The organism is Curtobacterium sp. MCLR17_044, assembly GCF_003234435.1.
Lineage (GTDB): Bacteria > Actinomycetota > Actinomycetes > Actinomycetales > Microbacteriaceae > Curtobacterium > Curtobacterium flaccumfaciens.
In genome coordinates, this window is sequence record NZ_QKTC01000013.1 from 12,584 (window position 1) to 25,236 (window position 12,653).

Sequence of the window (12,653 nt, forward strand, 5' to 3'; positions counted from 1 at the left end):
GTACCCCGTCCGGTACCCGAACCCCTCGGCCCAACGACACCGACGTCCGTCCTCGCCTGATCCGAGGACGGGCGTCGGTTCCCGGGCCGGGAGGCCCCGGACGCGCGGCAGACCCGACGGCGGTCGGTGCCGCACCAGTCCCACCTCCCCGTTCCACCCACCCTCGTTCCCCCGAAGGGACAGCCGATGTGCGGCATCATCGCGGCCCGCGTGTCTGACGACGCGACCCCCTACCTGCTCGACGGACTCGAACGACTCGAGTACCGCGGGTACGACTCCGCCGGCATCGCCGTCCGGACGGCCGTCGGCCGCACCGAGACGATCCGCTCGGTCTCCCGCGTCGGCGACCTGCGCACCCTCGTCGCTGCACGCTCCGGTGACGCGCTCACCGGCGTCGGCATCGGCCACACCCGCTGGGCCACGCACGGTGCCGTGCGCGAGGCGAACGCGCACCCACACGCCGACTGCACCGGCCGGATCTCGATCGTGCACAACGGCATCGTCGAGAACGCGGACCGGCTGCGCCAGACGCTCGAGGCGCAGGGGCACCGCTTCCGGTCCGACGTCGACTCCGAGGTCATCGCGCACCTGGTCGAGCGGGCGCTGGCGGTCGACCCGGACCTGATGCTCGCGGTGCAGATCGCGACGGCGCAGCTCGAGGGCTCGTGGGCGATCGTGGTCCTGGACGCCCGGGACGGCCGCATGGTCGTGGCGGCGGACCGTTCGCCGCTCGTCGTCGCCCGCTCCGGCCGCGGCGACTTCGTGGCGAGCGACATCGGCGCGATCGCCGAGTGGTGCGAGACGTTCGTGGCGCTGCGCGACGGCGACGTCGTCGAGCTCGGTGAGGCCTGGACCTGGTCGTCCGACGGCATCACGGTGCCCGTGCCGTTCCCCACGCCGTCCCCGTTCGCCGCCGCAGCACTCGACCTCGGCGACCACACCGACCACATGGCGAAGGAGATCGACGAGCAGGCCGACGTCGTCGCGACGATCCTGGACCGGGTGACCCGCCGCACCGCCGACGGCAGCATGTGGGTGGGCCTCGGCCTGGCCGGCTTCCACCGGCTGGCGATCGTCGCCTGCGGTACGTCGCTCAACGCCGGCCAGGTGATCGCGACCGCACTGCGCGGGATCGGTGGTGTGCCGACCGACATCGTCGTCGCGAGCGAGGCCGACCAGGCCGTGCTCGGTCCGGGAACCCTGGTCGTCGCGATCAGCCAGTCCGGTGAGACGGCCGACGTGCTCCGTGCCCTGGACCGGTTCGAGGACCGCCACCCGGTGCTCGCGCTGACGAACAACATGCACTCCTCGCTCGCTCGGCGGGCCGACGCCGTGCTGGACTGCCACGCCGGCCCGGAGATCGGGGTCGCGGCCACGAAGACGTTCACGGCGCAGGTCGTGGTGGGCGTCGCGGCGATGATCTCGGCGATGGTGGCGTCCGGCCGCATCGAACCGTCGCGCGCCCAGGTGCTCGTCGACGAGCTGCTCGACCTGCCGGCCCGGATCGAGCACGCCGCGCGGGTGTCCGCCGAGCGGATGCCGCTGCTGGTGTCGAGCGTCAAGGAGGCGACCGGGTTCCTGTTCCTCGGCCGCGGTGCCGGACTGCCGTACGCCGCCGAGGGCGCCCTGAAGCTCAAGGAGCTCAGCTACCGCTGGGCCGAGGCCTACCCCGCCGGCGAACTCAAGCACGGGCCGCTCGCGCTGGTGGACGACGGCACCCCGGTGGTCGTCATCGATCACGGTGAGCCGAAGATCCAGTCGGCGATCGCCGAGGTCCGGGCACGCGGTGGCTTCGTCATCACGATCGGCGGCGAGTCGGCGGACATCCCCGCGCTCGGCCGCCGTGGCACCGGCGACCTGGCCTGGGGTGCGATGACCGCGCCGTGGGGTCCGCTCGAGGCCGTCGTGCCACTGCAGATGCTCGCGCGGGAACTGGCCCTGCAGCTCGGGTGCGACGTCGACAAACCCCGGAACCTCGCGAAGTCGGTGACGGTCGAATAGCCGGGCGCCGACGCGTGAACCGCCTGACGGTCTTCCTCGCCGTCCTCACCGCCCTGGCGATCGCCGGCACCGTGGTCCTGGTCACGGTGGTGCTGACGACGCCCGGGCTCTCCTGACGCCGGTCCCGCAGGGTCTTCCTGGGCGGGGCTGCGATGCTGGTCACTTGACCACCGCAGCCCCGCCCCTCGTCTTCGTCGCGCTCCTCGTCGGCGCCGTCCTGCCGTTCGTGCCGTTCGTCGGCCGCGTGGCCCGCATCGCCGCGACCATCGCGCACGAGGTCGGGCACGCGATCGTCGTCGTGCCGTTCGGCGGGCGGATCCAGCGGATCGAGCTGCACCCGGACGGGTCCGGCGAGGCCTGGGTCCAGCTCGGCCGGGTGCCCGGCGGCATCCGGTGGCTCGTCCGGATCCTGAACCTGTACGCCGGGTACAGCGCACCCCTGTGGGCGGGGGTGCTCCTGGTCACCGGGGTGCTGCACGGCTCCCGCTGGCTGCCCGTGGTGGTGCTCGCGGTCATCGGGCTCGTGGCGCTGGCGTTCGTCCGGAACTGGTTCGGCCTGCTCGTCGTGCTCGGCTTCGACGCGCTCGCCCTGTGGGTGGCCGTCCGCCCGTCCGAGGCCACCGTCCTGGTGGTCGCCGCCGTCGGGGCGTTCTTCGTCGTCGACGGCCTGCGCTCGGTGGTGCAGGTCGGCCGCTGGCTGGTCACCGGCGCCCGGGTGCAGACCGACTTCCACATCGCCGCGGCCGAGATGCGGGTGCCGGCGTCCCTGTGGTTCGTGCTGTTCGTCGCCGTGAACGCCGTCGCGGTGTGGCTGGCGCGCGAGCCGCTGCTCCAGGTCTGGGACACCGTCGTCGCCGGGGTCCGCGCGCTCGTCTGAGGCTGTGCGCGCGTAACCGGGGGCCGCAATCGCCTCTCCGCACCGAGGGGCTGCGAGGCTACCGCCAGACGACCCCCGGAGGTGTCCCATGGCGACCGACGACCACGGCTTCGCGACCGAGCAGGTACACGGCGGCTTCGTGCCCGACACCGGGCACGGCGCCCGGGTCCCCGCGATCCACATGTCCTCCGGGTTCCTGTTCGACGACTTCGACCAGGCCCGCGACCGCTTCGCCGACACCGATGACGGCTACACCTACACGCGCCTCGGCAACCCCACGAACGCCGACGTCGAGCGTCGCGTGGCGCTGCTCGAACGCGGTGTCCAGGCGATCCTGGTCGGCAGCGGTCAGGCTGCGGCGACCGTGGCGTTCCTCGGCCTGCTGCAGGCCGGCGACCACGTCGTCAGCGCCCGGAGCATCTACGAGGGCACGCGCGGGCTGCTGCTGCAGAACCTCGGCCGGCTCGGCATCGAGGTCGACTTCGTCACCGATGCCCGCGACCTCGACGCCTGGGCCGCCGCGGTCCGACCGAACACGAAGGCGTTCTTCGCCGAGACGATCCCGAACCCGAAGAACGACGTCCTCGACATCACCGGTGTCGCCGAGACCGCACACCGCGCCGGCGTCCCGCTGATCGTCGACAACACCCTCGCCACGCCGTACGTGGTGCGCCCGGTCGAGCACGGTGCGGACATCGTCGTGCACTCGGCGTCGAAGTTCCTCTCCGGGCACGGCGCCGGACTCGGCGGCGTGGTCGTCGACGGCGGCCGCTTCGACTGGTCCGCCGCCCCCGAGCGCTGGACCCACCTGACCAGCCCCGAACGGTCCCTCGGCGGCGAGAGCTACGTCGACCGGTACGGCAACCGGGCCTTCGCCGTGTTCGCCCGCGACGTCGTCGCCGCACGCATCGGCCCGGCGCCGTCGCCGTTCAACGCGTTCCTGCTCCGCCAGGGCATCGAGACGCTGTCACTGCGGGTGGAACGCCACTGCGCGAACGCGCTGGCCGTCGCGTCCTGGCTGGACCAGCAGCCGGAGGTGACGAGCGTCGACCACGCGGGCCTGGCCTCCAGTCCGTTCCACGACCTCGCCCAGCGCTACCTGCCCCGCGGGGCCGGGTCCGTCTTCGCCTTCACGCTCGCCGGTGGCGAAGCCGCCGCGCGGGCGTTCATCGACGCCGTGCAGCTGTTCAGCCGGATGACCCACCTGGGCGACGTCCGCTCGCTGATCCTGCACCCGGCCACCACCACGCATGCCGGCCGCACGCCGGAAGAGCGAGCCGAGCAGGGCATCGACGACGGCCTGATCCGGCTGTCGGTCGGCATCGAGGACGTCGCGGACCTGCTCCGCGACCTGGAACGCGGGCTCGTCGCGGTGCGGTCCGCAGACGCCGCCGCCGGCCTGGAGGCACGTGGAGCGTCCGACGCGCAGCGCACGGCAGTCGGTGGGCCGGCCCTCGACCGGCAGGAGCGCTGAATGGCCGAGCTGCAGCACTTCGGGTACTTCTTCTCGCGCGGCTTCGGCCCGCAGGCCTGGGGCCGGTCCGACTGGGACTGGGGCCACGACTGGACGAAGCCGGACCTGTACCAGGAGTCCGTCCGGACGCTCGAGCAGGCCGGCATGGACCTGGTGATCGCCGAGGACGCCGTCTCGCTCGGCTCCCCCGCGACCCTCGACCTGCGCATCCGGCAGGCGTACGGCGGCCCGAAGCACGACCCGCTGCTGCTCGCGCCGTACCTGTTCGCCGCCACCTCGCACATCGGCATCGCGCCGACCGTCAACGCGGGGATCACCCCGCCGTACCTGGCGGCACGGCAGTTCGCGACCCTGGCGCACCTGTCCTCGGACCGGCTGGGCATCAACATCGTCACCGACGTCGGCAGCGCACGCCACGCCGGCCTGCCGCTGCTGCCGCACGACCAGGCGTACGACCGCGCCGAAGAGTGGATCACGCTGCTCCGCCGGCTCTGGCACTCGTGGGGCGACGCGTACGTCGGCGCACCGGACTCGTGGCACTTCGCGGACGGCGACGCGCTCGACGCGTTCCACCACGAGGGCGCCCACTTCACCGCCGACGGTCCGCTCAACGCGCTGCCGCTGGCGTCGGACCCCGTGGTCGTCTCCCCCGGTGGCTCGGGCCGAGGGCTCGCGTTCGCCGGGACCCACTCGGACGTGCAGCTCGCGCTCGCGCCGCTGTCCGCCGCCGCGGTGACGGACTACCGCGCCCGGGTGATCGCGGCAGCCGAGGCCGCAGGGCGGTCCACCGCGGACCTGCGGATCCTGTTCGTGCTCAAGCCCGTGATCGTGTCCTCACCGGAGGAGGCCGACCGCATCGTCGCGGCGTCCGAGCACCCCACCGACGACGCGCTGCGTGCGGCGGCGATCGCGTGGTCGAGCGACTCCGAGACCGACCTGCTCGCACTCGACCTGGATGCCCCGGTGCCCGACGGGACCTTTGGGGAGCACGTCTCGGCCGGCACGATCCGCGGGCTGCTCGGGGACACCCCGGACGCACCGCTGCGGGAGCTGCTCACCCGCAAGGCGCGGCAGGGGCGGATCGCGCCGGGGTCAGGATCGCGGTCCGGGTTCGTCGGGACAGCGGACGAGTTCGCGGACTTCATCGAGGAGCTCGGCAGCGACGCCGACAACGACGGGATCATCTTCTCGGGCGACCTGCACCCGGCGCAGATCCACCGGATGTTCGGCGACCTGGTGCCCGTGCTCCGGCGCCGAGGGCTCCTGCGACGGGAGTACGGCGCCGGAGGGATCCGGGCGAACCTGTTCGACTTCTAGCGGGGGCTGCTGCGAGCTACTTCTTCTTCTTGGACTTCTTCTTCGCGTCGTCGTCCTTCTTCGACTTCTTCTTGCCGTTGTCGTCCTTCTTCGACTTCTTCTTCGCGTCGTCGTCCTTCTTGGACTTCTTCTTCGCGTCGTCGTCCTTCTTCGACTTCTTCTTGCCGTCGTCGTCCTTCTTGGACTTCTTCTTGCCGTCGTCCTTCTTCGACTTCGCCTTGCTCGCACCCGTCGGCAGCGGCAGGACGGCCGACACGGCCTCCGGCTCCGCCTGCGAGGCGTCGGCGTCGTCGGACGCAGCCTCGGTCTCCGGCGACTCCACCCCGTCGATCGGCTCGACGACCACGGCCGAGCCGGTGTCCAGCTCGACGTCGACCGCGTGCTCCTCGAGCACCGGTGCCAGGGCGTCGGCGACCCGCTCGACCGTCAGGACCGCGTCCGCCTCGGCGAGCCGGAGCAGCGCCTGCGCGGTCCGGACCCGGGTGGTCGTCTTGCGCTCGAGGACGTCGGACCGTGCCCCCTCGAGGAACGTGCGCAGCGCGCGTTCCACGGCGGAGCGTCCGCGCGGGGCAGCGCGATCGAGCCGATCGAGTTCCCCGGCGACCCCGGAGACGTCGTCGGCGACGTGCTCGTGGCGGACCGACTCGATGAGCGCGGCGATGGCGGCGGCGGCACGCTCGACCGCGGCGGAGCGCTGGTCGAGCACGACGAGCATCTCGACCACCGAGCCGTACGTGACGGTCTCGAGCCGCACCGGTTCGGCGCCGCGGCCGCGAACGACCAGGCGGGTGTCGGGGTTCGGCAGCCATGCGGCGAGGGCGGCGACCGTGGCGACGGAGCCCACGATCCGCTCGTACTCACTGAGCACCACTCGTTCCTGCTCCCGCAGACGGACACGGATCGCGATCTCCTGCACCACGTGCTGACCTCTCGTTCGGGTTCGACGCGAGCGTGTTCTGCGCGCCTGCTCCGGAGCGTAGTCCTCGGACGTGGCGGAACAGCGAACGCCCCGGCACTGTCCAGGGGACGGTGCCGGGGCGTTCAGGTGGCGCAGCGTGACAGCGGTTCGTCGTTCGGCGAATGGTGGAGATGGGGGGAATCGAACCCCCGTCCATCGCTGCAATTCGACGTCTTCTACGGGCGTATCCGGATAGTTCGTTCTGCTCGGCCCCGTCCTTTGCTACCGGCTTCTAGGACGACGGGCCCAGTCTCAGTGCAAGTCCCGCACGGCCCTGAGGCGCAACCGTGCAGCAAGTCCTCTGGATGACGTCGGGATCAGGTTAGAAGACGGTCACCTGGCCGACGGACTTCATGTGCTGGGCTGCTTACGCAGCGAGAGCGAAGTCAGTGCGCTTGGAATTGGCACTTGTTGTTTTCCACGGATCGTTTACGAGATAACCGTGGGTCCTCGGCCCGCTTCCCGTCGGCACACAGGCAATGTCGAAACCGATCATCCCCATGCGGGCCGGACGTGCGAGCCGCTGTCACGCTGTTGAGTTGCCAATGCCCCTGTCGGAGCAGTCCCTCAGTCTAGCCGAGGAGGTGCGTCGGCGCTACTCTCCGACGCGGTTCCGGGTGCGCATGGCCCGCTCGGCCTCACGCTTGTCGGTCTTCTCGCGCAGCGCCTGGCGCTTGTCGAACTCGCGCTTGCCCTTCGCGACGGCGATCTCGATCTTGGCCCGACCGTCGTGGAAGTAGATCTGCAGCGGCACGAGGGTGTAGCCGCCCTGCGCCGTCTTGTGCGAGATCTTCACGATCTGCTGCTTGTGCAGGAGCAGCTTGCGCTTCCGCCGCGGCGAGTGGTTGTTCCACGTGCCCTCGGTGTACTCCGGGATGTGCACGGCGTCGATCCACGCTTCGCCACCGTCGATGTAGGCGTACCCGTCGACCAGGGACGCGCGCCCCATCCGCAGGGACTTCACCTCGGTGCCGGACAGGACCATGCCCGCTTCGTACGTGTCCTCGATGAGGTAGTCGTGCCGGGCGCGACGGTTCGTCGCGACGATCTTCTCCCCGCGTTCCTTCGCCATGACGACTCCTCTCGATGGTGACCGGTGCAGTGCGCTGCGCGGGTGGTTCCGCGCAGCCCTACAGACTACTCAACACGAAGCGGGCGGCACACCTTCCCGGCGCGCCGCCCGCTCGCGGATGCTGTGTGCGTCAGACCTTCAGGTACCGGCGGATGGCGATCGACGCCGACGCCGCGGCGAGGAGCACCCCGATCACGATCACCGCGGGGACCACGATGGCCGCGTCCCCCATGCCGATGAACGCCGTGCCGGTGAAGCGCTCCGCCAGGAAGTTCCGGACGAAGAACCAGACCACGGCGGTGATGGCGCCACCGGCGAGGACGGCTCCGATGGCGGCGGCGATCACCCCCTCGAGCACGAACGGTGTCTGGATGAACCGGTTCGATGCACCGACGAGCCGCATGATGCCGAGCTCTCGCCGTCGACTGAACGCCGACAGGCGGATCGTCGTCGCGATGAGCAACACCGCCGCCACGAGCATGAGCGCCGCGATGCCGATCGCCGTGTACGACGACGCGTTGAGCAGGTTGAAGATCGGCTGCAGGTACCCGCGTTGATCGACGACGCTCTGCACGCCGGCGACCTTCGACAGGCTCTCGACCAGGACGTCTGCCTGCGACGGGTTCTTCAGGTTCACCCAGAAGGTCTCGTTCAGGTACTCCGGCTTGACGAACTCCGTCGCGGCCGAGTCCTTGAACTGCTCCTTGAACCGGGTGAAGGCCTGGTCCTGGTTCTCGTAGTAGGTCTTCTCGATGTACGGCTTGAGCGTCGACGAGTCGAGCTGCGCCTGGACCTGCTCGCGCTGGTCGGCGGTGGCCTTCGCGCCGGTGCAGTTGCCCGTGGTGTCGGTGTCGGTGCACAGGTAGACGGCGACCTGCGCCCGGTCGTACCAGTACCCCTTCATCTGGTTGATCTGCATCTGGAGCAGGATCGCCGTGCCGACGAAGGTCAGGGAGATGAAGGTCACGAGGACGACGGAGACGACCATCGACGCATTGCGCCGCAGGCCCGAGCCGACCTCGGACATGACGAGCCCGAGCCTCATCGGATGAGCCCCGGGATCGTCTGGATGCCGGTGGTGTTGGACACGGTGCCTCGCTGGATCGGGACGGCCTGGGTCTGGTAGCCGCCGGACTGTTCGTCGCGCAGGACGGTGCCGTTCGAGAGCTCGATGACCCGCCGCTGCATCTGGTTCACGATGCTGGCGTCGTGCGTCGCCATCAGCACGGTGGTGCCTCCCTGGTTGATGCGTTCGAGGAGCGCCATGATGCCGGCGGACGTCGTGGGGTCCAGGTTCCCGGTGGGCTCGTCGGCCAGCAGGATCGCCGGCTTGTTCACGACGGCGCGGGCGATGGCCACACGCTGCTGCTCACCACCGGAGAGTTCGTGCGGCATGCGAGTGGCCTTGCCGGCGAGCCCGACGAGCTTCAGCACGTCGGTCACGGCCTCGCTGATGAAGCCCTTGCTCTTGCCGATGACCTGCAGCGAGAACGCCACGTTGTCGAACACGTTCTTGTTCGGCAGCAGACGGAAATCTTGGAAGACCACCCCGAGGTTGCGGCGGAAGTACGGGACCTTCCGCGATGCCAGGGACCCGAGGCGCTGCCCGAGCACGTGGATCTGCCCGCTCGTGGGCTTCTCCTCCTTGAGCACGAGGCGCAGGAAGCTGGACTTGCCGGAACCGGACGCGCCCACGAGGAACACGAACTCGCCCTTGAGGATCTCGAGGGTGAGGTTGTCGAGCGCCGGACTCGGGTTGCCCGAGTAGACCTTGGTGACCTGGTCGAATTTGATCATGACCGGATCAGGGTAGGTCGCCCCGCTTGGAAAGCAAGCGAGGCGCGCGGCTCAGGAACCCCTACTCGGCAGCGGATTGCTTGCGCCAGCGGATGCCCGCGTTGATGAAGCCGTCCAGATCGCCGTCGAACACGGCTGAGGGGTTGTTCACCTCGTGCTCCGTCCGGAGGTCCTTGACCATCTGGTACGGCGCCAGGACGTAGGAGCGGATCTGGTCGCCCCAGCTCGCCGTGATGTTGCCGGCGAGTTCCTTCTTCTTCGCGTTCTCCTCTTCCTTCTTCAGGAGGAGCAGGCGCGACTGCAGCACGCGCATGGCGGCCGCACGGTTCTGGATCTGCGACTTCTCGTTCTGCATCGAGACGACGGTGCCGGTCGGGATGTGCGTCAGGCGCACCGCGGAGTCGGTCGTGTTGACGGACTGGCCGCCGGGGCCCGACGAGCGGAACACGTCGACGCGGATGTCGTTCTCGGGGATGTCGATGACGGCGGTCTCCGGCATGAGCGGGATGACCTCGACCGCGGCGAAGGACGTCTGGCGCTTGCCGGCGGCACCGAACGGCGACATCCGGACGAGGCGGTGGGTGCCGGCCTCGACCGACAGCGTGCCGAACGCGTGCGGGGCGTCGATCTCGAACGTCGCGGACTTGATGCCCGCTTCTTCGGCGTACGAGGTGTCCATCACGGTGGTCTTGAAGTTGTGCTGCTCGGCGTACCGGAGGTACATGCGGAGGAGCATCTCGGCGAAGTCCGCCGCGTCGACACCGCCCGCGCCGGCGCGGATCGTGATGACCGCCGGACGGTCGTCGTACTCGCCGTCGAGGAGCGTCTGCACCTCGAAGTCACCGATCATCTTCTGGATCGCCTTGAGCTCGGCGAGCGCTTCGTCGGCGGACTCCTGGTCGTCGCCCTCGTTCGCCATCTCGACCAGCACCTCGAGGTCGTCGATGCGCTGCTCGGTGTCGGTGATCTTCTTCAGCTCCGACTGGCGGTGCGAGAGCGCGCTCGTCACCTGCTGCGCGTGGTCGACGTCGTCCCAGAGGTCCTGGGCCCCGGCCTGCTCGCTGAGGTCGGCGATCTCACGCTGCAGGCGGTCGACGTCGACCACTGAGCGGATGTTGCCGAAGGTCTCGCGAAGGGCGGAGAGCTGCTCGGTGAAGTCCAGTTCGACCATGGTCATCGATCCTACCGGCGCGAGTCCGACTCGGCCGACCGGGGGTCAGTAGTCGATGTGCTCCGTCCGTCCCGACGACAGGGCACGAGTGGCCGCCTCGGCGATGGCCTGGGCCCTGAGCCCGTCCTCCAGGGAGACCGGCGGCTCGGATCCGGACTCGAGCGACGCGACGAAGGCGGCGAGCGTCGCGGCGTAGGTGGGCTGCACACGCTCGAACCAGCCGTCGTGGAGTCCGTCCGCGACGATCTGCCCATCGGTGTAACGAGCGACGTTCCCGCGGTGGTTCCGCCGCGACTCGACGAGTCCGGACGATCCCATGACCTCGATGCGCTCGTCGTAGCCGTAGCCGGTGCGCCGCACGCTGTCGATCTGCACGAGCGCGCCGGAGGGCATCGTGAGGGTCGTGACCGATGTGTCCACGTCGCCGAACTCGCGGATGGCCGGGTCGACGAGCGCCGAACCCGCCACCGCGACCGTCACCGGATCCTCGCCGGTGATCCACCGCACGAGGTCGAAGAAGTGCACGGTCTGGTCGCGGAGCTGGCCGCCGGAGACCCGCAGGTAGTCGAGCGGCGGCAGGGACGGGCCACGGGAGCTGAGCTGGAGGAGTTCGACCGCACCGATCTCCCCCGCGGCGACGATGCGTTGCAACTCGGCGTGGTCACGGTCCCACCGCCGGTTGAAGTCGAGCATCGCCGGCACGCCGCTGGCACGCACGTGCTCCACCACCGCGACCGCGTCGGCGTACCCGGCAGCGATGGGTTTCTCGCAGAGCACGGCGATCCCGGCGTCGGCGGCAGCGTGCAGGTGCTGCGCGTGGGTGTCGGTGGAGGAAGCGACGAAGACCGCGTCGACCTGCGCCGCGTCGAACGCCTCGTCCCGGGTGAGCGCCCGCGTGCCGTGCCGTGCCGCCAGCGATGCAGCGCGGTCACGGTCGACGTCGTGGATCCCCACGAACTCGACGTCGGGGTGCGCTGCGAGGGACGCGGCGTGCACGGCGCCGATGAAGCCGGCACCGACGAGTGCGAAGCGTTGCGTCATGATCAGCCCACCAGGATCGCGGTCAGGTCGTGCATGGTGCGTGCGACGACGGCGGGATCCTGTTCGTTCGCCCGGTCGGAGAACATCTCGGTGACCCACCATCCGTCGTACCCGGTGGCCTTGATCGCGTCGACCCACTGCTGCAGCGGGATCGCACCGCCACCGATGACGACGTTCCGGTGGACGGCTTGGTCGGGAACCGTCCGGTCGCGGTCCAGGTCGAACCCGTCCGACAGGTGGACGGCCTTGATGATGGACGCGGGCAGCGCTCGGACCTCGGCCAGCGTGTCCCCGGTCGTCCAGAAGTGCCAGGTGTCGAGTGCGATCCCCACGTTGTCGCGCCCGGCCTCCTCGATGATGTCCAGCGCGTGCCGGCATCGGTTGAGGTGCGCCCAGGCGAGGGGCTCCAGGTAGACCTCGAGCCCGTGGTCCGCGGCGATGTCCGCCGCCAGACGGACGTTCGCACCGGTGATGCGGACCGCTGCGTCCTCGTCGAGTCCGAGCGTCGCCCGGTACCGGGTGTCGTCGTCGGCCAGCCGGCCAGCGCGGTGGTCACGGACGACGGCGGAATCGACCGGCCCGGTGCAGAGCTGCACGATGGGCGCACCGACGGCGGTCGCCACACCGCACATCCGCTCGACCTCCGCGACGAAGTCGTCGCGACCGGCACCTTGACGCTCGATGTCGAGCACGGCACCGAGCCCCGTCACTTCGAGGCCCTCGAGCAGTGGCGGCAGTGTCTGGACGTCGTAGCCGGCATCGAGGTACCGGTAGAGCTTCGGGCTCTGCAGCTCGATGCCGCCGTAGCCGGCTTCCTTCGCGAGGCGGACGTCCTGGACGACGTTGCCGTGGAACGTCGTCGTGACGTTCATGGAGATCTTCGGGGGCATCTGCGCTCGCTTCGTTGGACAGCACTGGAACAAACTGGACCGGTCCAGAATAGGA

At 70.0% G+C, this 12,653-nt stretch carries 11 protein-coding genes and 1 other RNA gene; 4 read left to right on the forward strand and 8 right to left on the reverse strand.

Annotated features, from left to right (window positions below):
* Positions 1 to 186 precede the first annotated feature (186 nt).
* From glmS to DEJ04_RS10685, 4 genes are all read left to right on the forward strand, one after another.
* Positions 187 to 2,001 carry a glutamine--fructose-6-phosphate transaminase (isomerizing) gene (gene glmS / locus DEJ04_RS10670; RefSeq protein ID WP_071406356.1) on the forward strand — a complete coding sequence of 605 codons (1,815 nt, stop codon included), beginning with the start codon at positions 187 to 189 and terminating at the stop codon, positions 1,999 to 2,001.
* Positions 2,002 to 2,164: 163 nt separating this feature from the next.
* A complete protein-coding gene (locus DEJ04_RS10675) occupies positions 2,165 to 2,878 on the forward strand; it encodes a M50 family metallopeptidase (RefSeq protein ID WP_181433267.1) in 714 nt (237 codons plus the stop codon).
* Between the two features lie 88 nt (positions 2,879 to 2,966).
* Positions 2,967 to 4,352: an O-acetylhomoserine aminocarboxypropyltransferase/cysteine synthase family protein gene (locus DEJ04_RS10680; protein WP_111047055.1), complete on the forward strand. Its 1,386-nt coding sequence runs from the start codon at positions 2,967 to 2,969 to the stop codon at positions 4,350 to 4,352.
* Positions 4,353 to 5,669, forward strand: coding sequence for an LLM class flavin-dependent oxidoreductase (locus tag DEJ04_RS10685; RefSeq protein ID WP_111047056.1), 1,317 nt, complete (start codon positions 4,353 to 4,355; stop codon positions 5,667 to 5,669).
* 16 nt (positions 5,670 to 5,685) lie between these two features.
* Here the strand turns inward: DEJ04_RS10685 and DEJ04_RS10690 are convergent, their stop codons facing one another.
* The 8 genes from DEJ04_RS10690 to DEJ04_RS10725 all read right to left on the reverse strand — a co-directional run bounded on the left by DEJ04_RS10690 (position 5,686) and on the right by DEJ04_RS10725 (position 12,598).
* On the reverse strand, positions 5,686 to 6,588 hold the full coding sequence (locus DEJ04_RS10690; protein WP_111047057.1) for a hypothetical protein: 903 nt from the start codon (positions 6,586 to 6,588) through the stop codon (positions 5,686 to 5,688).
* 162 nt (positions 6,589 to 6,750) lie between these two features.
* Positions 6,751 to 7,127, reverse strand: a transfer-messenger RNA (tmRNA) gene (ssrA, locus tag DEJ04_RS10695).
* A gap of 95 nt (positions 7,128 to 7,222) precedes the next feature.
* The gene (gene smpB / locus DEJ04_RS10700) at positions 7,223 to 7,699 is read right to left on the reverse strand and encodes an SsrA-binding protein SmpB (RefSeq protein WP_027465851.1); all 477 of its coding nucleotides are present in this window, start codon (positions 7,697 to 7,699) and stop codon (positions 7,223 to 7,225) included.
* Between the two features lie 130 nt (positions 7,700 to 7,829).
* The gene (ftsX, locus tag DEJ04_RS10705; protein ID WP_027465852.1) at positions 7,830 to 8,744 is read right to left on the reverse strand and encodes a permease-like cell division protein FtsX; all 915 of its coding nucleotides are present in this window, start codon (positions 8,742 to 8,744) and stop codon (positions 7,830 to 7,832) included.
* The gene (gene ftsE, locus DEJ04_RS10710) at positions 8,741 to 9,496 is read right to left on the reverse strand and encodes a cell division ATP-binding protein FtsE (protein WP_017888215.1); all 756 of its coding nucleotides are present in this window, start codon (positions 9,494 to 9,496) and stop codon (positions 8,741 to 8,743) included. Before ftsE ends, ftsX begins: the two co-directional genes overlap by 4 nt.
* Before the next feature lie 61 nt (positions 9,497 to 9,557).
* Entirely contained in the window at positions 9,558 to 10,667 is a 1,110-nt protein-coding gene (gene prfB, locus DEJ04_RS10715) for a peptide chain release factor 2 (RefSeq protein ID WP_071244840.1), read from the reverse strand.
* Between the two features lie 45 nt (positions 10,668 to 10,712).
* Positions 10,713 to 11,708, reverse strand: coding sequence for a Gfo/Idh/MocA family oxidoreductase (locus tag DEJ04_RS10720; RefSeq protein ID WP_111047058.1), 996 nt, complete (start codon positions 11,706 to 11,708; stop codon positions 10,713 to 10,715).
* A gap of 2 nt (positions 11,709 to 11,710) precedes the next feature.
* Positions 11,711 to 12,598 (reverse strand): sugar phosphate isomerase/epimerase, encoded by an 888-nt coding sequence (locus DEJ04_RS10725; RefSeq protein ID WP_071406362.1) that lies wholly within the window; start codon positions 12,596 to 12,598, stop codon positions 11,711 to 11,713.
* Positions 12,599 to 12,653: the final 55 nt, after the last annotated feature.

What these genes read in the sequence shown, in the direction of transcription:
- ftsE (WP_017888215.1), bottom strand. Translation starts at nt 9,496, where the DNA reads ATGATCAAATTCGACCAGGTCACCAAGGTCTACTCGGGCAACCCGAGT.
- smpB (WP_027465851.1), bottom strand. Translation starts at nt 7,699, where the DNA reads ATGGCGAAGGAACGCGGGGAGAAGATCGTCGCGACGAACCGTCGCGCC.
- DEJ04_RS10720 (WP_111047058.1), bottom strand. Translation starts at nt 11,708, where the DNA reads ATGACGCAACGCTTCGCACTCGTCGGTGCCGGCTTCATCGGCGCCGTG.
- prfB (WP_071244840.1), bottom strand. Translation starts at nt 10,667, where the DNA reads ATGGTCGAACTGGACTTCACCGAGCAGCTCTCCGCCCTTCGCGAGACC.
- DEJ04_RS10680 (WP_111047055.1), top strand. Translation starts at nt 2,967, where the DNA reads ATGGCGACCGACGACCACGGCTTCGCGACCGAGCAGGTACACGGCGGC.
- glmS (WP_071406356.1), top strand. Translation starts at nt 187, where the DNA reads ATGTGCGGCATCATCGCGGCCCGCGTGTCTGACGACGCGACCCCCTAC.
- DEJ04_RS10685 (WP_111047056.1), top strand. Translation starts at nt 4,353, where the DNA reads ATGGCCGAGCTGCAGCACTTCGGGTACTTCTTCTCGCGCGGCTTCGGC.
- ftsX (WP_027465852.1), bottom strand. Translation starts at nt 8,744, where the DNA reads ATGAGGCTCGGGCTCGTCATGTCCGAGGTCGGCTCGGGCCTGCGGCGC.
- DEJ04_RS10725 (WP_071406362.1), bottom strand. Translation starts at nt 12,598, where the DNA reads ATGCCCCCGAAGATCTCCATGAACGTCACGACGACGTTCCACGGCAAC.